Here is a 19479-nt window from a genome sequence, read left to right as displayed (position 1 = left end):
CCGCTCAATACCAGGCAACGAATGGTCGCGCGGCCAGCAATCCCCACCTGAAGCTGCGCAAGGATGGGATTTTTCACATTGCTACCCCGGCGCTCGATGCCCGTGAAGCCGATCCGTTGGGCTATCTCTTTCCCCAGCGGCACGATGTGCCGCTCGCGCAGGTTCTGGAAACCGTCAACAACCATTGCGGGATGCTCGGCGCGTTTGAACATTGGCAGCAGACCCACATCCGACAGGCGGTTTCCCGTCCCGCGCTTCTGGCCGGGATCATGGGGCTCGGCTGCGGTATTGGCGTGCGCAAAATGGCGCGCATATTCTCGCGGGTCACCGAGGGCGAGCTGGAACATGTCGTCAACTGGCGCTTCTCCCTCGACAATATCCGCGCCGCCAACGATGCGGTGGTCAAGGTCAAGGTCAAGGTCAAGGTCAAGGTCAAGGTCATGGACGAGATGGAGCTGCCGAACATTTATCGCAACGAGGCGGACAAGCTGCATACCGCCAGTGACGGGCAGAAATTTGAGGTGCGCGGTGAAAGCCTCGCAGCCAGCCGGTCGTTCAAATACTTCGGGCAAGGTCAGGGCGTCAGCGCTTACACCTTCGTCGATGAACGCCACATACTCTGGCACTCACTAATGATCAGCGCCGCCGACCGGGAGAGCGCGTTCGTGATCGACGGGCTCATGTGCAATGACGTCGTCAAAAGCGACATTCATTCCACCGACAGCCACGGATACACTGAAGCTATCTTCGGGATGACGCATCTGCTGGGCTTTTCCTTCGCACCCTGGATCAAGGGGGTTGGCAAGCAAATCCTTTATATCTTCAGGCCAGATCGGCCCAGAGGCCAAGACTTGATCATCGGGCCGGACAAGATCATTAATGAAGCGCTGATCCGCGAGAGCTTCCCCAATGCCAAGATCACTGTAATGGGCGATGATGGTGTTCATTTCTCAGCCGAAGTGATCGACGAGAGCTTTCGTGGCAAGAACCGGGTGCAACAGCAACGTGCTGTAATGGCCGCGCTAAAGGGCAAAATGGACGGCTCCAACGGCGAAATCCACGCATTGGGACTGACTACCAAAGCGCCTGAATGAGCACAGCGTCCTGGATCCTTAGCGGTGTTATCGCGCTAGTGGTTGCAGCAATTGCTTTCGAAGCCTATTTAAAGCGCAATCGTCGGACGCCGCTATCCAAGTTTCAACCCAAACCGCGCGTAATGACGGAAAAGGTTGAGCTAGGACAAGAAGAGGCCAATACGAAAGTGGTCAATAGGATTCACGACAAAAATGAGCGGTTGGAGAAATCCAACTAGCCAAAGACCGCCGCATGATGAAATAACGCGCCTGTGGCGCAACGAAGTAAGGAAACGCGACATGACAGACGCAAAAACACGTATCGACGAAACCGTCAAAGCCAACGACGTGGTGCTCTACATGAAGGGCACCAAGGACATGCCGCAATGTGGTTTTTCCTCTAAGGTAGCTGGTGTATTGAATTACATTGGCGTCGATTACACCGACGTCAATGTGCTGGCCGATGAAGAAATCCGGTCCGGCATCAAAGACTACTCTGACTGGCCCACCATTCCCCAGCTATATGTCAAAGGTGAATTTGTCGGCGGTTGTGACATCATTATGGAAATGACTCAACAAGGTGAGTTACAGACCTTAATCAAAGAGTCGGCTGCTAAAAGAGCGGATGAAAGTCCCGCTGAATAAACCCAACACCAGACAAAAAAATAGAGCGCTAAGCGCTCTATTTTTTTGTCTTTAATTAGGGGCTACGAAGTTGGCCCAGTAAGCATCTTTTCTACTTGATTGGCTTTTTTCTCTGCTGCCGTTACCCTTCGACGTAATTCATCAATTTGATCTGTTAGACCATTATTACCTAATGCTGTTGAGATCAGCTTTTCACGTAGGCTTGCGAGTTGCTGCTCAAAATCGGCATCTACATTACTAATTTGGCTAAGCTTTTCATTTAATTGTTTGAGCAAGTTAGCCTGATTTTCCAGTTGCTCTTTAACTAGTCCAATGCTTGTATTGTTATTAGCCGTGTCACTGCTCAAACTTTGGGTGCTTTTTTCAGTGGCAGCCTTCAATGTCATGACGGTTTTATTCAATGCGCCAATTTCAGACTGATTACGTCGCCAAGCAGAAGCCCAAAGTTTATCCATTTCTGACCATAAATGTTCTGTCTTAGCACTAAGTTCAGATACCTTAACCTGCAATGCTGCAGCCGATTGATCCATATCTTCACCTGTTGCAGACAGGCGGCTTTCTAGTTCAGTAATGCGGCTTTGTGCGTTTTGTAATACTTTAAATTGTTCAAACGACCAATACCCAGCTGCGCCAACAATAATGATAAGTAACAACAAAATGGCAAACCAAGATGGAGAGTTCGATTTAGCAGAAGGCTCATCCGGCACACTGTCTTTTTTTGCGCTTTTATTAGTGGATTGCGCTCTAGTGCGATGAAAAGACTCTAAGTCATCTTTATCTAGCCTGATTTTTGGCATGTCATCTATAGGGTCGGTCGCCATGTTTGTCTTTGGTAGGGTGAATATGTCCTTGATTATACATAGCTATGTCAGTTTTGGGATAGTCAAAATCTAGAATGTTTTTAACTGAGCGGAAATAATCTGATTTTTGGCGTCCCCACCTGGAATCGAACCAAGATCTAAGCCTTAGGAGGGCCTTGTTTTATCCATTAAACTACAGGGACTGAATTTAGCGCCGGGCATTATGTACTAGCTGACGCGGGATTTAAACCCTCTATTGATTTTATCGGCGAGCGACAAAATCGTTTGGTTGAATATTAGCCAAAGGGGCGCCTGTTAAAGACTCGACTACGGCTGTTTCGGCAAACACTTGTCTCACTACAACTGCTTCTGGGTGTAATTGAAATTGCCTGTGTGGGAAATTTTGCGCATCAAAAAACTGATTGACTTGAAACAAGGTTAATTTGTCCCCTTGTTTTACACCATTGTGTTTACCAATGTTAATGCTCAGGCTCTCGCCAGTAACCTTTAAAACTCGTCCATAGGCTGGCAAACAACTGACTGATTCATCTATTGATTGGATAACCGATTGAATTAACTTTTCGGTTTCGGAGCCAAATGTTGAATCCCACAATTGCCGACTATTGCTGTCTAAAGAGGCGTGTAAGTCAAAATTCCACTGGGCGGACATGTTTTGTGTTGTTTGGAAAACCATTTCACCAGAGTTGCCGTCATACATTGAGAAAGCTAATGTCAGGTTTCGCTCACTTTGGTCACTTTTCCAAAAGGCTAAGCCTGATGTTTTAGGTGTTTCTACCGCAAACTCTAATATTTCTCCAAATAATACATATTGGGCCTCGGTTTTTTTTGCGAGATTAAATGCGGTTGCTTTTTTTTCTGTATCCAATGGCGTTAAATAGTAGGGCTCAACCCGGTGGATAATTGAATGTCTGGCATGATTTTGGGATTCTTCTTTTAGCTTATTAGCTAACACCTTGCCAAAGTCATAAAGATTGCCGACGGCAGCTTGTTGCCGTTTATTAATGTTGTACCAGGTGGTTACGATATTTTTTTTGTAGTCGGAAGCAGCGCATAAGGCTTCTTGTGGAAATATATCTGCTCTTATAGAAACCGTCACGAAGTCGTCGTGGTAAATCTCATCTATCAGCTCAATATTATTCACTTCTCCTGATGCGCGAATTTCAAAGCGATCGTCTTCAAGTAATCCATTGGCAAGAGACTGAATGCTTTTTACTGACGCTCCAGAGAACAGTAGCGCCTGTTTAATCGCTTCTTGCGTGGCTTGTTGGCGCGCAGCTTCCTTTTCACCGTTGTGGATAACCGCTTGACCTGTGGCCTCGAACCAAATGGCCATTACTGGGCGGCTACTAACAAGTAACATCAAAACGGCGCTTATTAGTATTATTTTAGCTACTTGCATAACTTACCTTTTAAACATGGGCAAAGTGAATGTTGTGATGACATATCGTCAAATTTCAGACTGATTATCTTTTGAGGTTAACTAAGCACAAATCATACCTAACTGAGAAAAGTGGTTTTTGGGTATGGTTATTGCTTTGTATTGCTTAGAAAGATTATTAGCATGCTATTGATTTAGTAAATAACAGAGTGTTATGAAAATGGTGAAAATACTAAGCGTTAACAAACTAAGCCGCAGGCATTTAGCTTTAGCAGTCATGTTAAGTGTATGTTTGTCTGGTTGTTCAAGTCTATTGAATAAACATGTTGAGTGGGAAACCGTTGCGCCTGATACCTATCCGGTTATTTCGGCTGTTGGTTATGCTCCTATCTCTGTGCAAAATGGGGCAAGTGAATCTAGTAGGATGTTAATGGCACTTAAGGCCTCAAAGTTGGATGCATATCGCGAATTGACTGAGCAGGTATACGGACAAAAAGTTGACAGTGGTCAGTCTTTAGCAAGTTTAGTGATACAAAACACGCGTTTAGATAGCTCAGTACAAGGCGTGATTAGAGGGGCTAAAGTAGTCAAGAGTTATCCAGTAGGGAATGATACCTATGCGACCGAGTTAGAATTAGACTTTAAATTGGTTAATGACCTTTACCTTTCCACGGCACGCCCAAAGCGTGTTAAAAAAGTGCACTATTATTAAAACCTGCTTTGAGTGACTAGCAATAAATAAAAAGAAAAAGCAGGATTGTCTTTAAATGATTAGGTCGTTTTTACTTACAGCGGCTGCCAGCTTAAGCGCTGGTTCCACCACCTAAACCACCACCTTGAGTACGACCGCTCTTATCATAGGTCATTGACTCTTTAGCTCTGGATTCTATTAATAGGTTACGTAAGTGTTCTAAACGTAATTGGCCTTGTTCTACTGCAGTTTGATTAATTTGGGTGCGAAATTGGCATTGAGCAACCATTTCTTTTGCTTGGTTAAATAGGGTAACAAGCTCTTGGTCTTCTTTTTGATCTTGGCTGGTGTTTGCGTACAACTCAGCGATTACAGCATCTTGTTGTTGAACTGAATCTAACAATGCTTCTTTGGTTTTTAACATGTTGATCAGTGATTCAGCATCTCTGCTACTGATAAGGTGTAGTTCTGTTTCTAGAATTTGTTGTAATTCTAATAAGAACTTATGTTGACTGGTTATTGCTTTTTTTAATTCAGACATAAGGTTTATCATAGGTAAAGACAGCATTCATTATGCTGCCTTTACGCTTTAGTACCAAATATTTCTGATTCTAACGCTGAAATTTTCTGTGCCAATGATTCAGGGTTAATTTGATATTCACCACTTTGAATGGCTTTTTTCAATCGATCAACTTTTTCCTGATTAACTGGTGCTTCTGCGCCTTTCTTTTGAACCTGACTAAGTTGCTGTGCAGATGATGTCAATGACACTGAGTCCTGACGAGCAACAGCCGTGGCATTTTTCTGCGCGCTTGCTTGTTGCGCATTACCATTATTCAAAGCCTGCTGTTGCTGACTAAGTTTCTGGTTATCAACTGCCGTTTTAGGGCTATCGTTGTTTATATTATTAATAGACATAATGAAGATCCCCCACCTTTATTTAACCTCGTTCTAGATATCGGCCACGATCTCGAATACTTTAGCAAAAAAATCAGTTTTCAGCACTAAATGTATAGAGACTAAATTTAGCTGTCGCCAGATAAGATTAAATACTAATTTCTACCTGGCCAGTACTAGTAACTTGCGCATATATTTTTTTATTAGAACGTCTATTTTTTACTTGAATTGTTTCACCCATTCTACCATCTTCTAAAGCAACCCCACTAGTCTTTACCTGCATACTTGAGGTACCTGCAGAAATAGTGACTCTGTCGCCCTTACACACATAACATAAGTTATTCGGGTCGACTGGTCTGCCTGCTGAAACGCGACGCTTTATTCTAGCACCAAGCACATCTTCTATATCGGCAAATGTGGTGGATCTTAAGCGTTTTTTATCCATATTAATCACTCGAACATTACTCTTGGTTAATAATGTTCCCGGGCTGACTGCGCTAGAGATAATAACAACCTGTTGAGTCTCAACTGCTTTTACGACCATAAACATATACCAGTTGTTGTCGTTGCATTGGGCTTTTACCGTAACATTTGATTGACTAAGAGATTCTGGGCTGGAAGAGAACGTAAGCTCCGAGCTACAAGCTGGTACTTGAACACGTTTATCAATGGGCATAGCCACAATATCAATGGTTTTGATATTGTCAGGATCAAGTTGACTTAAAACAAATTGCTCGGCTTGGCTAATCAATTGCTGTTTCGTTAAACTATTTTCATCTGCCGCCGTTATACCTGTATACAAACAAGTACTTATTGCGAACAGTCTGGCTAATGCTTGATAATAATGTAATTTATTCATGTTCACTTGTTGTTAAGTTGTCTATGCTATGGGCATATTAACGAAAGCAAAGGCGTCAATATTTAGACGCTAGAATAGAAAATTTTCGGTTACTATTGCTAGGCTCAGTTAATGAGTGACGTTAAGTGTCAATTAGTTGCGGTTTTATGCAATTTTTTTATACTCAAGTTGTACATAAGCAAAAGTTACGCCGCTTTTAATTCGTATTGGAGTAATGCATGTCTGAGATTATGAATTCGGTCAATCAACGTACTCAGTTGGTTGGTGAAAACAGATTAGAGTTATTGTTGTTTAAACTTAATTCAAGACAACGATTTGGTATTAACGTATTTAAAGTACGTGAAGTATTGCAGTGTCCGCCATTAACTTCGATGCCAAAATTAAATAAGTTGGTCAGAGGTATTGCTCATATTCGTGGACAAACTATCTCTGTGATTGACATGAGTTTGGCAACAGGCGGCAAGAAAATTGAAGACTTGAGCACTGCGTTTATTATCATCGCCGAATATAATAGTTCAGTTCAAGGATTCTTAGTGGGCTCTGTTGAAAGAATTATTAATACTAATTGGCAGTCTATTATGCCACCACCAAAAGGTAGTGGTAGAGCAAGTTACTTGACCGCAGTAACGCAAATAGAAAACGAGTTAATAGAAATTTTGGATGTTGAGAAAATTCTCAACGAAATTTCACCTGTTAATACGGATTTGAGCACTGAAGTGGCGGACGGATTAAAAGTTGATAATAAATTTGATAAGATAATTTTTATTGCCGATGATTCTTCAGTCGCTCGTAATCAGATAAAAAAGGCACTATCTGCTCTTGGGTTAAATATTGAATTAGCCAAAGATGGTCAAAAGGCTCTTGATAGGCTTAAAGAGCTCGCAGCCGAGACTGGTGATATAACCGATAAAGTTGGGGTATTGATATCAGATATCGAAATGCCTGAAATGGATGGGTATACGCTCACAGCTGAAATTAGAAACACGCCCGAACTCAAAAAACTGCACGTTATTTTGCATACTTCACTTAGTGGTGTGTTTAATCAGGCAATGGTTGAAAAAGTTGGGGCGGATGATTTTATTGCTAAATTTCATCCCGATGAATTGGCAACTTCAGTGCAAAAATGGTTTGGAAACGACTAGTTTAGCTTTGAAATATATGAATTCAGTTAATTGAAATGGGATGTTGTCTATGCCGAGTTGCAAAGCCTTGCTTTTAGAGATCATTAGGTGACAGATAAAGATTTCGATCAACTTCATTATGTCGATTTTAGTAATTTCCTAGAGCAAGCCTGTGGCATTGTTCTAGGAGATAATAAGCAATACTTAGTACGCAGTCGGCTTACTCCTCTAATCAAACGGTTTAGCTGTGTTTCTATAAATGCCTATATTGACTCAGTGGTCAAAGGTAACCGGCAGCATCAAAAAGCAGCTATTGAAGCCATGACAACTAACGAGACCTTGTGGTTTCGTGACGATTACCCCTTTAAATTACTTGAAAGCACTCTACTGAAACAATTTTCTAGTAACAATAAACGATTTCGTATTTGGAGTGCGGCCTGTTCTTCTGGCCAAGAAGCATACTCTGTTGCCATGACGATTTTGAATTTTAAAAAACAACAACCAAATAGTTTTAGATCGGGTGTCGAAATTGTTGGTACTGATATTTCCGAAGAGATGTTGCAACAATGTAGAACAGCTGAATACGATCAATTGGCTATTTCTCGTGGTTTACCTGAACATTTTAAGTCCGATTTTTTTGAACCTGCAGATAACGACAAACTACGATTAAAATCACAAGTCAGAGCCTTGACTACTTTTAAATCTATTAACTTGCTAGAGAGTTATTCATCTGTTGGTAAATTCGACATAGTGTTTTGTCGAAATGTGCTTATTTATTTCTCACCTGAAGTGAAAAAGCTGATCCTGCAAAAAATTGCCGCTAGCCTGCAAGACGATGGCATATTATTCCTAGGTGCCTCTGAATCTCTATCCGGTTTGAGTGATAAATTCACTATGGTTAGATGTAGCCCCGGCCTTTATTACCTTAAGAAACCTCTATAAAACCTCACTTTAGCTCTTTATCTTTACTTTATTCTATCTAATGGCACAGCCTTTGCTTTGTCTCGCTCAATAGAGGAGAAATACATGGCTATCAACTTAGATAAATTGATGGGTTTTCATCACCAAGCATTGCAAGTTCGTACTCAACGCATGGAAATTATTGCTGGCAATCTAGCCAATGCAAATACGCCTGGTTATAAAGCCCGCGATATTGATTTTAAACAAGCCATGAAATCAGCACAGTATTCTCAAAACCATAACTTAAAGCGTACTCACGACAATCACATTAAAGGTTCTATGCAAGGTTCTGGTGAGCTGAAGTTTCGTGTTCCGGATCAGCCTGATACGGGTGATGGTAATACGGTGGATGTACAAATCGAAAGAAACACCTTTTTAGATAACGGTTTACGTTATCAGGCCGGCATGGAGTTTCTGAATGGCAAGATCAGCGGCATGAAAAAAGCAATTAAAGGTGGGCAGCAATAATGAGCTTATTTAACGTAATGGACATCGCCAGCACCGGCATGAGTGCACAAAGTGTTCGCTTGAACACTACGGCCAGTAATGTAGCTAATGCAAATAGTGTTAGCAGTAGTTATGACCAGACTTATAAAGCGCGTCACCCTGTATTTGCAGCTGAATTAAATCAAGCTCTAGGTCAGCAAAATCCGGGCTCTAGAGTGAAAGTGTTAGGTATTGTTGAAAGCGCTAAGCCGCTGCAGATTGAATATAGCCCTGGTCATCCTATGTCAGATGAAAATGGATATATCTATAAACCCAACGTTAATGTGGTTGAAGAAATGGCTAACATGATGTCTGCATCCAAAGCATACGAGACCAATGTACAAGTCGCGGATACGACTAAACGGATATTTAGACGAGTGTTAAGACTTGGACAGGGACAATAAGATGAAAGCTAATCGACCTAGCAGCATCATAGATTCAGGGGAACAATTGTGGAAACAGTAAACAATGGGTTAAACAGTTCGCTTTATTGGCAACCTGAATCGGCCGCAGTGGAAGATAACAGCAATCAAACTTTGTCTCAGGAAGACTTCTTCTCTCTATTGACTGAGCAGTTAGCTAATCAAGATCCGACTAAACCTGTAGACAATGATCAAATGGTTGCCCAAATGACCAGCTTTACTATGGCCGACGGCATAGAACAGCTAAATTCAAAATTCAGTGATTTTGCTACTTCCATGACCTCAAACCAAGCATTACAGGCATCGAGTTTGATTGGTCAGCAAGTATTGCTGCAAGGTGATATTGGCTATGTAGCTTCTGAGGGGCAAGGGGTCTCTGGTGTGATTATCGCTGAGCAAAGTGTTAAAGGCTTAGAAATCACCATTGAAAATGAGATTGGTGAAGTGGTTAAAACAATAAATGCTGGTACACAAACCGCTGGCAATGTTGAATTTAATTGGGATGGAACCGATGCAAGCGGCAATGCAATGCCGGCAGGAAATTATGTAGTACGTGCACAAGGTGAAGTGGGCGGTGAATCAATAGTAGTTCCAACAGCAATTAACAGACATGTAGACAGCGTCAGTTTGGCTGCAAGTAGTCAAGGTATCATTCTAAATTTGGACGGCGATGTTAGTGTCACACTTAAAGATGTCATTCAAATCGGCGGTTAACAGGAGAAATAAAGTATGTCTTTTAACATAGCATTAAGTGGCGTGTCAGCTGCACAAAGAGACTTAGATACAACAGCAAATAACATTGCTAACGTTAACACGGTAGGCTTTAAAGAGTCTCGAGCGGAGTTTGGTGATGTATATGCCCAGTCTTTACTCGCCGGTGGCAAAACTAAAGTGGGTGATGGTGTACTTACTCAAGAAGTTGCGCAGCAGTTTTCTCAAGGTAGTTTGCAGTTTACCAACAACGCCTTGGATTTGGCTATTACCGGCAACGGCTTTTTTGGCACTATCCCAGATATTGATTCACGGGATTTTTCCTTTACTCGAGCGGGACAATTTAAGTTAGATTCAGATAACTTTGTGGTGAACTCAGCTGGTGATAATTTATTAGGGTTTCCAGTTAATTCAGACGGAAGTTCATCATCTGTTGCATTAAGTACTACTGTGCCAGTACGTATCCCTGATTCATCAGGTGCACCTCAAGAAACTACTGAAGTAGCATTAAAAATGAACTTACCCGCTGGAGCAGGTCCGGTGGACTTGGATCTATTTAATCCAGACGATCCCCTTACTTATAATGCCGCCACCTCAGTTACGGTATTTGATACTCTAGGTGATAGTCATGTAATGACTTATTTTTTCATGAAAGATGTGGCAGCTGCTGGAAATGAATGGGTAGGGTTAACTTATTTAGATGGTTTACCTCTGGAAACTGAAGGTGATACTCCTGGTGTTGGCGCCGCTGGCGCGACAGGGCCTAACGTTGTTGGTGAGACTTATTTAGGTGCAGGAAACGGTGTTTCTGGATTTAGAATGGTATTTAGCAATGGAGGTGATTTTCAAAGTACCCAAAACTCTGATGGCACAGCTATCGCCACGGGCGATCTTCAATCTGTTCCAATCGGTGCAACCATATTAACCAATGGATCTGACCCAACCCAAGCTGTTACAACTAATTTTGCATTAGACTCTGTTAACGCGACACCTAATGAACCCACTCAATTTGCTTCGGCATTTGAAGTCACCTCGTTAGAACAAAACGGCTTACCAGTAGGTAGACTTACAGGTATTGATATTGGTCCTGATGGTTTGGTTCGTGCCACATACTCTAACGGTACGTCAGAACCTATAGTGCGGGTTGCACTTATTCGATTTGCAAATGATCAAGGGTTAACTCAGCAAAGTGGTACCCAGTGGCAAGAAAGTATTTTATCTGGTGAAGCCTTAGCAGGTGAAGCTACTACAGGTACTTTTGGTGAAATTAACTCATCAGCTTTAGAGCAAGCAAATGTAAATTTAACCACCGAACTAATTGATATGATTATCGCTCAGCGAAACTTCCAAGCCAATTCAAGAGCTTTAGAAGTGAATAACCAGCTGAATCAAACAGTACTTAATATTCGTTAGTAACGTACTGATATTTAAGAACATATTAGGTTGCTTTCGAGCAGCCTTTTTTATGTCTGTTCGGAACCTAATTTAATCTCATTAGATGGCATCTAACTTGCAGTTATTTAAACCAAGATCCAACTAAGTCAATAATCTGTCATGGATAAACTACTTTACATCGCCGCAAGTGGCGCTAAACAAGATTTACTCGGTGCATCTGTGCGAGCTAATAACCTAGCTAATGCTCAAACCACTGGTTTTAGGGCTCAGCTCGAACAAGCGCGAGCAATGCCAGCTTTCGGCGAAGGTTTGCCTACCCGGGTGTTTTCTATGACAGAAAATGCCGTTAATAACTTTGAGGGCGGTCCTATGATCCAGACTGGCCGAGAGTTAGATTTAGCGATTCAAGGTGATGGTTGGTTTTCAGTGCAAGATGCACAAGGTAATGAAGCTTATAGCCGTAATGGTAGTTTTGAATTAGGTCCAAACGGCGAGCTCAAAGATTCTTCCGGTAATACAGTAGTGGGTGATTTTGGCCCAGTGTTTCTGCCTATCCCCTTATCCAATATCAATATAGCCAATGACGGAACGCTTTCAGTTAGACCGCAAGGCGCACCTGAAACAGTGTTGGAAGAAGTTGGTCGACTTAAGTTAGTCAATCCAAATTTACGTGATATGGAGCGTGGCGCAGATGGCCTTTTCCGCTTAAAAAACGGTGAACTGGCTGAAGAAGATCTGATAGTCAATGTTCGTACTGGGGTACTTGAAGGCAGTAATGTTAACCCAGTAGAAGAAATGGTCAATATGATCAACTTGCAACGACATTATGAAATGCAAATTAAGATGATGAAACAAGCAAAAGAAATTGATACTCGTGGTAATACGTTGTTGCGCATTATCTAAGGTAATTGTTGCGCTGGTGTATGTCACAACCGTTAGCAAAATACGCTAACAAACGAATTTTTTAGGAGACAATCTATGCATCCTGCATTGTGGATAAGTAAAACAGGCCTAGATGCTGCTCAGACAGATGTGGCAGTTATATCCAATAACTTGGCTAACGCCAGTACAGTGGGTTTCAAAAAAGACCGGGCGATTTTCGAAGACTTACTTTATCAAAATATCAATCAACCTGGTGGCCGCTCTTCAGCGGATACAGAGTTACCTTCAGGTTTGATGTTAGGTGCAGGTAGTAAAGTGGTTGCGACGCAAAAAGCACATACACAGGGCAATATGCTGACCACTGAAAAATCTTTAGACATGATGGTGCAGGGCAAAGGCTTTTTTGAAATATTGCAACCTGATGGCAGCACTGCATACACTCGAAATGGTCAGTTTACTCTGAATGATCAAGGACAAATCGTGACACCTGGAGCTGGATTTTTATTGCAACCAACTATTACTGTTCCAGAAAACGCTCAACAATTGACTATATCTCAAGATGGCGAGGTATCCGCTTCAGTCAGAGGGCAAGCCGATCCACAAGTTTTGGGGCAGATTAGTTTATCAGACTTCATTAATCCCACAGGTTTACAACCTACCGGGCAAAATCTATATGTTGAAACTGCCGTCAGTGGCGCACCTATTCAAGGTGTTCCAGGATTGGAAGGAATTGGCACAGTAGTTCAAGGGGCACTTGAAACGTCTAATGTGAATGTGACAGAAGAGCTAGTCAACTTGATTGAAAGTCAGCGTTTGTACGAAATGAATTCAAAGGTGATTTCAGCCGTTGACTCTATGTTGGGTCAAGTAATTCAACAGCTTTAATGAGGGTAAAACTGTGATGAATAAGTTAGCGTTGCTTAAATTACTATGTGTGTGTCTTAGCATTATGTTGTTAGGTGGTTGTCAATCTACTAATGGTCAACAACCTTTACCAAATGATCCATTCTATGCGCCTATTTTGCCCGAGATACCTCAGCAAAAAGTGGCGCAAGATGGCTCTATTTTTCAGTCTGACATGGCCAATAACTTGTTCTCGGATGTTAAGGCAAGGCGTGTAGGTGACATTATTACTGTTAGCCTGCGAGAAAATACTCGCGCGACTAAATCAGCGGGGACAAGCACATCAAAAGCAACTGGGGTAGCGGTTAATCCAATATTAGGATTGGGTGGAAATGCACTCAATATTGGTAATGAATCGGTACAACTAGGCTTGGATGCATCTAACGATTTTTCTGGTGATTCCTCTGCCAACCAAAGCAACAATTTAACCGGCAGTATTTCAGTCACAGTAGTGCAAGTATTAGCCAATCAAAATTTGCTGGTTAGAGGAGAGAAATGGCTAACCTTAAACAATGGTGACGAATATATCCGCCTAACAGGTGTGGTTCGTCCAGCAGACGTTAGCCCAACCAATGAAATAGCATCAACCAAGATAGCTAATGCACGTATTCAATACAGTGGCACCGGTAGCTTTGATACCGCACAAAGGGAAGGCTGGTTAAGTGGCTTTTTCTCATCTGAATACTGGCCGTTTTAACATGGGGAATTATATGAAGTCTTTTATTACCATGGCAGTTGTAGTTAGCATGATGTTATCGCCTATGACTTATGCACAGAGAATAAAAGATTTGGCCTCTGTGCAAGGTGTCAGAAGTAACCAGTTAGTAGGTTATGGTTTAGTTGTTGGTTTGCCTGGAACAGGCGAGCAGAGCCCATTTACTGAGCAAAGTTTTCGAACTATGCTGTCAAATTTTGGCATCAGTTTAGATAGTGCTCTCAAGCCAAAAATTAAGAATGTTGCTGCCGTTGCAGTACATGCTTTATTGCCTCCATTTATCAAGCCGGGGCAAACGATCGATGTAACGGTTTCATCTATTGGTGAGGCAGCGAGTTTGCAAGGTGGTACGCTAATTCAAACTTTCTTAAAAGGGTTGGATGGCAAAGTTTATGCGATAGCACAAGGTAGTTTAGTGGTGAGCGGATTTGGTGCGGAAGGTGGTGATGGTTCAAAAATAGTGGTCAATACCCCTACCGTTGGACGGATTGCTAATGGCGCTTTGGTAGAGCGAGCTGTGCCTAGTGGTTTTATGCAAAGTGACTTTTTAACCTTAAACCTAAAATACCCAGATTTTTCAACGGCCCAAATTTTGGCTGATACGATTAATACTCGATTAGGAGCAGATCCTGATAAAGGTTATATCATCGCCACGCCCATTGATGCGGCTTCGGTCAGAGTCTCTGCACCTAGAGATGTTGGGCAAAGAGTTGGTTTTCTTGCGACGTTAGAAAACTTCGAATTTGTGCCTGCCAAAGCTTCGGCAAAAGTAGTGATCAACAGTCGTACAGGTACCATAGTGATTGGTCAAGATGTACGGCTTTTACCTGCCGCGATTACGCATGGAGGGTTAACGGTCACAATCGCTGAAAACCAAACCGTTGCTCAACCTAATGCTTTAGCAGGGGGAGAAACAGTCGTGACCACTCAATCTATAGTTGATGTGAATTTAGACGATACGAGGATGTTTAGTTTTAATCCCGGTGTCACCTTAGATGAGTTAGTAAGGGCGGTGAATGAAGTCGGCGCAGCACCGGGTGATCTAATGGCTATCTTAGAAGCTTTACGCGAAGCAGGTGCCTTGCAAGGCGATCTGGTCGTTATTTAAAGGTTATCGTCATGGAACAGTTGCTTAATAACAAAAGCCCACTTGAATTATCCAGAAATGCCAATGATATTAAAGGCTTGGATGAGTTGCGCCGAGCCGCTCAAAGTGGCGACGGTAAAGCATTAGATGAAGCAGCCAAACAATTCGAAGCCATCTTTGTACAAATGATGCTCAAATCCATGCGAAAAGCGCAAGATGTGATGGCGGATAAAGATAGCCCATTTAACTCAGAACAAGTTAAGTTTTACCGAGATATGCATGACACACAAATAGCCAGTGATTTAGCCAGTAATGGCAGCATAGGTCTAGCGGAAATAATTGTACGTCAACTCGGTAAAGTCGGTGACGACTATATGCCGGCGGGAGCATTACGTAATGATGGTAACCTTTCAAGTATTAACCGAAATGCAATCGCCAGTACGCAAAAAGCTCAAGAAGATGTGTTAGGCAAGCAGCCTATAAAAACCTTTCAGTCTTTTAAAACTGCGGCTTTTGAAGATGCACAGTCCTTTATCGAACAGCTTTACCCAGCAGCACAGCAGGCCGCTGAGCAGTTAGGTCTTGACCCCAAAGCTTTGTTGGCGCAAGCCGCTATCGAGACAGGCTGGGGTAAACATATGATCCATAATACTTCAGGGCAAAACTCGCACAATTTATTTGGTATTAAAGCAGATCGTCGTTGGCAAGGTGACCGTGCATTGGTTAATACTATTGAGTTTGAACAAGGTGTTGCAGCTACAAAAAAAGCCCCCTTTAGAATGTATGACTCCTTTGCCGAATCAATGCAAGATTACGTGGGTTTTGTCAAACAAAACCCTAGGTATGAAGAGGCAGTAAAGCAGAGTCAGTCAACGGAGCAATACTTTTCAGAGTTGCAAAAAGCGGGGTATGCCACCGATCCGGATTATGCCAGTAAAGTTATCTCGGTGTTTGAAGGCGAACAATTCAAACGTTTTTCAGCACAACAATTAGGCACTCCAAGTGATGCGGGCGGCATACAATGATTACTAATAGTTCAAACAGCAATACTAGAACCGCAGATTTATTCTCCATAGCGACTAGTGGTGTTAACGCAAGTAACCAGCTGTTGACAACAACAGGTAATAACATAGCTAATGTTAATACTGAGGGTTTTGTACGTGAGCGCACCACTTTTGAAAGTCAGCTAACAGGTGGGGTAGGACGCTCAACTACAGAGCGAGTGATCAATATTTTCGCACAAAACCAACTGCGTCGTGACACTACCTTACAAAGTGAATTTGAAAATTATTTTAATCGAACCTCTGTTATCGATAATGTATTCGCCGGTGAAGCGAATAGTATTTCTGCTAGCATGAGTCGTTTTTTTGCTGCGGTGCAAACGGCTACTGATATCCCTACAAACCTTTCGGGTAGGCAGATGGTGTTGAGTGAAGCTGAGTCTTTAGTAGGGCAAATAGGCATAGTATCGGGATTTTTGCGAGATAAAGAGCAAGAGCTGAATGTTGAAGTGGGGGCTAACATCGACAGCTTGAATTCAATTGTTCAGTCTATAGCGGATCTCAATGATGCTATTCGAACTAATCAGGCCAACAATCGATTTGATGAACCCGGTACCTTAAAAAACCAACGAGACAATGCTGTTTTAGAATTGGCTAGTTTAGTGTCTATCGAAGTACGTCAAAGTGCTAAAAACGATGGCTCGGTGATGATTAACCTAAGCTCTGGCGAATCGTTAGTGTTAGAAGATGGCTCATTTAATGTTTTTGAAGTGAATAACGACGCTGATTTAAATTATAAATCCCTGCAGCTTACCAGTAATGGTAAACCTACAACTATCAATATCCGAGAAACTGAGTTAGGAGGAGCTATTGGTGGACTGTTTAGGTACCGAGATGAAGTGCTTGAAACTAGTCGCCGAGAACTTGGGCAAATAGCCATCGCTATTACGGAGTCACTCAACACTCAAAATCGCCAAGGTATGGACTTAGATCAACATCTGGGTGGGGATATTTTTTCACTACCTGAATTTTTAGGGTTAAGTTATTCAGATAATGTTAACGCTAATAGCTTAGTTACTGGGCGGATTACTAACGGCGCAGGTGGGCAAGTAACCAGTGCTGATTATGAAGTAACGATTAATAGCGTAACAGCAGGTGCGCCCCCTACATTAGACATCACTGTAGCAACGTTGAACGCAGATGGATCGCCTGTCATGGACATAAATGGTAATCCTATTACTCAAAACTACCCAGCTGTAGATGCTCAATCGGGTACCTTCACATCCGTTATTGGTGGCATTGAAATCGAGTTTGCCAGTGGCACAGGTTACACCGCAGGTGATCAGTTCTTATTACAGCCCACCAAAGATACTGCAGATCGTATTGAAGTGTCCATGACTAGACCTGAAGATTTAGCCCTTGCTTCACCCATATCTGTGAATGCTAGCTTAAATAATTTGGGCGATGCGCAGTTGGTTTCTAGTTCGGTTAATAACATATTTATTGATAATACCTTCACCGATAGTCTCGCATCTGCATTTGATAATGCGGGAGGCATACATGGGCCAGGCAATTCACCTACTGGTGCCGGTGGCGTAGGTGCGCCCGCTCAAATTTTATTTACAGCGAGCGATGAATACCAAGTGTTAGATAGTGCTGGAACCGTCATCACAGTTGTATCTGGTACAACTGATCTGAGTAACCTACTAGCCCAAGCTGAAAGTGCGGGTGCTGGACCACCTTGGCCCGCTGCATTTAGTGCTCTAGATAACTACCCCGGCTACGATTTGACTTTGCAAGGAGTGCCCAAAGCAGGTGATAGTTTTTCAATTGGTTATAACACCGGTGGCTTAAATGATAATCGCAATGGATTGATTATGGGGGATTTGCAAAATCAGGATATTATGCAAGTGAATAACTCAGGATCAGGTCAGCCCATCAGTTTTCAGGAAGCTTATGGAAATGTTGTTAGTGACATTGGTCAAAAAGCCTCTAGTGGAGATATATCCCTACAATCTGCTAATGCACTTAAATCTCAATCTAAAAATTGGTTCGAGTCGGTTTCTGGTGTGAGTTTGGACGAAGAAGCGGCTAATTTAGTCAGATATCAACAGTCATATCAAGCAGCTGCAAGGTTATTAGCCACAGCCCAAGAATTGTTTACTACGATTCTTGGGGTTACACGGTAAAAGGTCTAGGTAAATTATGCGCATATCCACGGGACAATTATACGACCGGACTATTCAATCGGTTTTAGATAATCAGGCTGATCTATCTGATGTGCAGCAGCAGTTAGCATCAGGTAAAAAACTGTTGCGACCGTCGGATGACCCAGTTGGAACTGCACAAGTTATACGTTTGACTGAAGAAATTGAACTGATAAACCAGTACAAAAAGAACAGTAACTTGCTAGTCAACAGCCTAGAGCAAGAAGAAACGGTACTTAAAAGTGTGAACACCGCGGTAGATCGTGCACGTGTATTAATGATCCAGTCAGGTAATGGCATAGTGGGCACAGATGATAGAAAAGCCCTTGCAATTGAAATTGGTCAAATTAGAGATCAAGTATTCGACCTGATGAATAGCAGAAATCCAGCAGGTGAATATATTTTTGCTGGGTTTCAGTCTGCCTCCCCAGCTTTTGTGTTTAATCCTAGTGCAGTAGGAGATAAATATACTTTTGTGGGTGATACCGGTGCAAACCAAATTCAAGTTTCAGACAGTGTTAGCTTACAGGTGAATAATTCAGGCTTTGATGCATTTGAAAATGTACTGTCTCGGCTTAAAACTTCGATTTCTGGTTCAGTTGGCGCAACAAATGTTTCCTTAAATGTTCAGGGGCAAACCGCTTTCGATAAGTTTTATGAAGCAAATTATGATGCTGTCACGCCAGCAAATAATGAGTTTCAAATTAGTATTTTGTCTGCTACTCAAGCACAAGTAACCAATGTAGGTACAGGCGCTGTGTTAGACACAGTAGATTTTTCAAGTGGCAGTGCAGTTTTGTATAAAGGCTTAGAGTTTAATATTACAGGCACCCCAGGTGACACCGTTAATTTTCAACTTGAGCCGCCAGAGAAAAGAAATATTGCGGAGACATTGAATGATTTTGTCATTGCATTGAATAACGAAAACATAGCGAACAATGATTTTGATGAGGCTCTGACAGATGCCTTAGCTGGAGTGGATAATGCTTTTGTAAATATCGCTAACTCTATTTCGAAAATAGGCGGCAGAAGAAATACCGCAGACTCTGTATTTGCCGCAAATTTGGACTTGGAAATATCTAACAAAGCAGCACGATCTAATATCGAAGAAGTAGATTATGCTGAAGCTGTATCTGAGCTAAGCCGTCAAGAAACAGCCTTACAAGCAGCGCAAGCCACTTTTGCTCGTGTGACAGGTACTTCGTTGTTTGATTTTATCTAGCCT

Annotated in this window: 22 protein-coding genes, 1 tRNA gene and 1 pseudogene; 18 read left to right on the top strand and 6 right to left on the bottom strand. The window is 42.3% G+C overall.

Features of this window, described 5'->3' with window-relative positions; genetic code table 11:
• Positions 1-191: 191 nt before the first annotated feature.
• The 4 genes and pseudogenes from QZ488_RS21505 to grxD form a co-directional block, all read left to right on the top strand.
• Positions 192-851 (top strand): annotated as a pseudogene (locus QZ488_RS21505) (Tn3 family transposase); the annotation flags it as partial.
• 6 nt (positions 852-857) lie between these two features.
• On the top strand, positions 858-1094 hold the full coding sequence (locus QZ488_RS21500; protein ID WP_366509010.1) for a BolA/IbaG family iron-sulfur metabolism protein: 237 nt from the start codon (positions 858-860) through the stop codon (positions 1092-1094).
• On the top strand, positions 1091-1312 hold the full coding sequence (locus QZ488_RS11385; RefSeq protein WP_293748701.1) for a hypothetical protein: 222 nt from the start codon (positions 1091-1093) through the stop codon (positions 1310-1312). The genes QZ488_RS21500 and QZ488_RS11385 overlap by 4 nt, the downstream gene beginning before the upstream one ends.
• Positions 1313-1373: 61 nt before the next feature.
• Positions 1374-1718: a Grx4 family monothiol glutaredoxin gene (gene grxD / locus QZ488_RS11380; protein WP_293748699.1), complete on the top strand. Its 345-nt coding sequence runs from the start codon at positions 1374-1376 to the stop codon at positions 1716-1718.
• 62 nt (positions 1719-1780) lie between these two features.
• On the opposite strand, the gene QZ488_RS11375 is transcribed toward grxD, so the two are convergent.
• From QZ488_RS11375 to QZ488_RS11365, 3 genes are all read right to left on the bottom strand, one after another.
• Positions 1781-2539, bottom strand: coding sequence for a hypothetical protein (locus QZ488_RS11375; protein ID WP_293748697.1), 759 nt, complete (start codon positions 2537-2539; stop codon positions 1781-1783).
• A gap of 107 nt (positions 2540-2646) precedes the next feature.
• A tRNA-Arg gene (locus QZ488_RS11370) sits at positions 2647-2721 on the bottom strand.
• Positions 2722-2780: 59 nt separating this feature from the next.
• Positions 2781-3938: a flagellar assembly protein FlgT gene (locus QZ488_RS11365; protein WP_293748695.1), complete on the bottom strand. Its 1158-nt coding sequence runs from the start codon at positions 3936-3938 to the stop codon at positions 2781-2783.
• A gap of 199 nt (positions 3939-4137) precedes the next feature.
• On the opposite strand from QZ488_RS11365, the gene QZ488_RS11360 reads away from it, so the two are divergent.
• Positions 4138-4629: an LPP20 family lipoprotein gene (locus QZ488_RS11360; protein ID WP_293748705.1), complete on the top strand. Its 492-nt coding sequence runs from the start codon at positions 4138-4140 to the stop codon at positions 4627-4629.
• Between the two features lie 91 nt (positions 4630-4720).
• Here QZ488_RS11360 and flgN read toward each other — a convergent pair whose 3' ends face one another.
• The 3 genes from flgN to flgA all read right to left on the bottom strand — a co-directional run bounded on the left by flgN (position 4721) and on the right by flgA (position 6364).
• Positions 4721-5149, bottom strand: a complete 429-nt coding sequence (gene flgN / locus QZ488_RS11355; RefSeq protein ID WP_293748693.1) for a flagellar export chaperone FlgN — start codon at positions 5147-5149, stop codon at positions 4721-4723.
• Between the two features lie 41 nt (positions 5150-5190).
• Positions 5191-5526: a flagellar biosynthesis anti-sigma factor FlgM gene (gene flgM / locus QZ488_RS11350; RefSeq protein WP_293748691.1), complete on the bottom strand. Its 336-nt coding sequence runs from the start codon at positions 5524-5526 to the stop codon at positions 5191-5193.
• A gap of 127 nt (positions 5527-5653) precedes the next feature.
• Positions 5654-6364 carry a flagellar basal body P-ring formation chaperone FlgA gene (gene flgA / locus QZ488_RS11345; RefSeq protein ID WP_293748689.1) on the bottom strand — a complete coding sequence of 237 codons (711 nt, stop codon included), beginning with the start codon at positions 6362-6364 and terminating at the stop codon, positions 5654-5656.
• 218 nt (positions 6365-6582) lie between these two features.
• On the opposite strand from flgA, the gene QZ488_RS11340 reads away from it, so the two are divergent.
• The 13 genes from QZ488_RS11340 to flgL all read left to right on the top strand — a co-directional run bounded on the left by QZ488_RS11340 (position 6583) and on the right by flgL (position 19476).
• Entirely contained in the window at positions 6583-7506 is a 924-nt protein-coding gene (locus QZ488_RS11340; RefSeq protein WP_293748687.1) for a chemotaxis protein CheV, read from the top strand.
• Between the two features lie 87 nt (positions 7507-7593).
• Positions 7594-8427, top strand: coding sequence for a protein-glutamate O-methyltransferase CheR (locus QZ488_RS11335; protein WP_293748685.1), 834 nt, complete (start codon positions 7594-7596; stop codon positions 8425-8427).
• An 84-nt stretch (positions 8428-8511) separates the two neighbouring features.
• Positions 8512-8913: a flagellar basal body rod protein FlgB gene (flgB, locus tag QZ488_RS11330; protein ID WP_293748683.1), complete on the top strand. Its 402-nt coding sequence runs from the start codon at positions 8512-8514 to the stop codon at positions 8911-8913.
• Entirely contained in the window at positions 8913-9335 is a 423-nt protein-coding gene (flgC, locus tag QZ488_RS11325) for a flagellar basal body rod protein FlgC (protein WP_293748681.1), read from the top strand. Before flgB ends, flgC begins: the two co-directional genes overlap by 1 nt.
• Before the next feature lie 48 nt (positions 9336-9383).
• The gene (locus tag QZ488_RS11320) at positions 9384-10067 is read left to right on the top strand and encodes a flagellar hook assembly protein FlgD (protein ID WP_293748680.1); all 684 of its coding nucleotides are present in this window, start codon (positions 9384-9386) and stop codon (positions 10065-10067) included.
• 15 nt (positions 10068-10082) lie between these two features.
• Entirely contained in the window at positions 10083-11477 is a 1395-nt protein-coding gene (gene flgE / locus QZ488_RS11315) for a flagellar hook protein FlgE (protein WP_293748679.1), read from the top strand.
• A gap of 141 nt (positions 11478-11618) precedes the next feature.
• The gene (locus QZ488_RS11310) at positions 11619-12362 is read left to right on the top strand and encodes a flagellar basal body rod protein FlgF (protein ID WP_293748677.1); all 744 of its coding nucleotides are present in this window, start codon (positions 11619-11621) and stop codon (positions 12360-12362) included.
• A gap of 75 nt (positions 12363-12437) precedes the next feature.
• Positions 12438-13226, top strand: a complete 789-nt coding sequence (gene flgG, locus QZ488_RS11305; RefSeq protein WP_293748675.1) for a flagellar basal-body rod protein FlgG — start codon at positions 12438-12440, stop codon at positions 13224-13226.
• A gap of 16 nt (positions 13227-13242) precedes the next feature.
• On the top strand, positions 13243-13941 hold the full coding sequence (flgH, locus tag QZ488_RS11300) for a flagellar basal body L-ring protein FlgH (RefSeq protein ID WP_293748673.1): 699 nt from the start codon (positions 13243-13245) through the stop codon (positions 13939-13941).
• Between the two features lie 13 nt (positions 13942-13954).
• A complete protein-coding gene (locus QZ488_RS11295; RefSeq protein ID WP_293748671.1) occupies positions 13955-15067 on the top strand; it encodes a flagellar basal body P-ring protein FlgI in 1113 nt (370 codons plus the stop codon).
• A gap of 11 nt (positions 15068-15078) precedes the next feature.
• Positions 15079-16071: a flagellar assembly peptidoglycan hydrolase FlgJ gene (gene flgJ / locus QZ488_RS11290; RefSeq protein WP_293748668.1), complete on the top strand. Its 993-nt coding sequence runs from the start codon at positions 15079-15081 to the stop codon at positions 16069-16071.
• The gene (locus tag QZ488_RS11285; protein WP_293748666.1) at positions 16068-18236 is read left to right on the top strand and encodes a flagellar basal body rod C-terminal domain-containing protein; all 2169 of its coding nucleotides are present in this window, start codon (positions 16068-16070) and stop codon (positions 18234-18236) included. The genes flgJ and QZ488_RS11285 overlap by 4 nt, the downstream gene beginning before the upstream one ends.
• Before the next feature lie 16 nt (positions 18237-18252).
• A complete protein-coding gene (flgL, locus tag QZ488_RS11280; protein ID WP_293748664.1) occupies positions 18253-19476 on the top strand; it encodes a flagellar hook-associated protein FlgL in 1224 nt (407 codons plus the stop codon).
• Positions 19477-19479 lie beyond the last annotated feature (3 nt).

This window comes from uncultured Paraglaciecola sp. (genome assembly GCF_913020055.1).
Taxonomy (GTDB): Bacteria; Pseudomonadota; Gammaproteobacteria; order Enterobacterales; family Alteromonadaceae; genus Paraglaciecola.
Note: the sequence above shows the minus strand (reverse complement) of the source record. Positions and strands in the feature narration are given on the sequence as shown.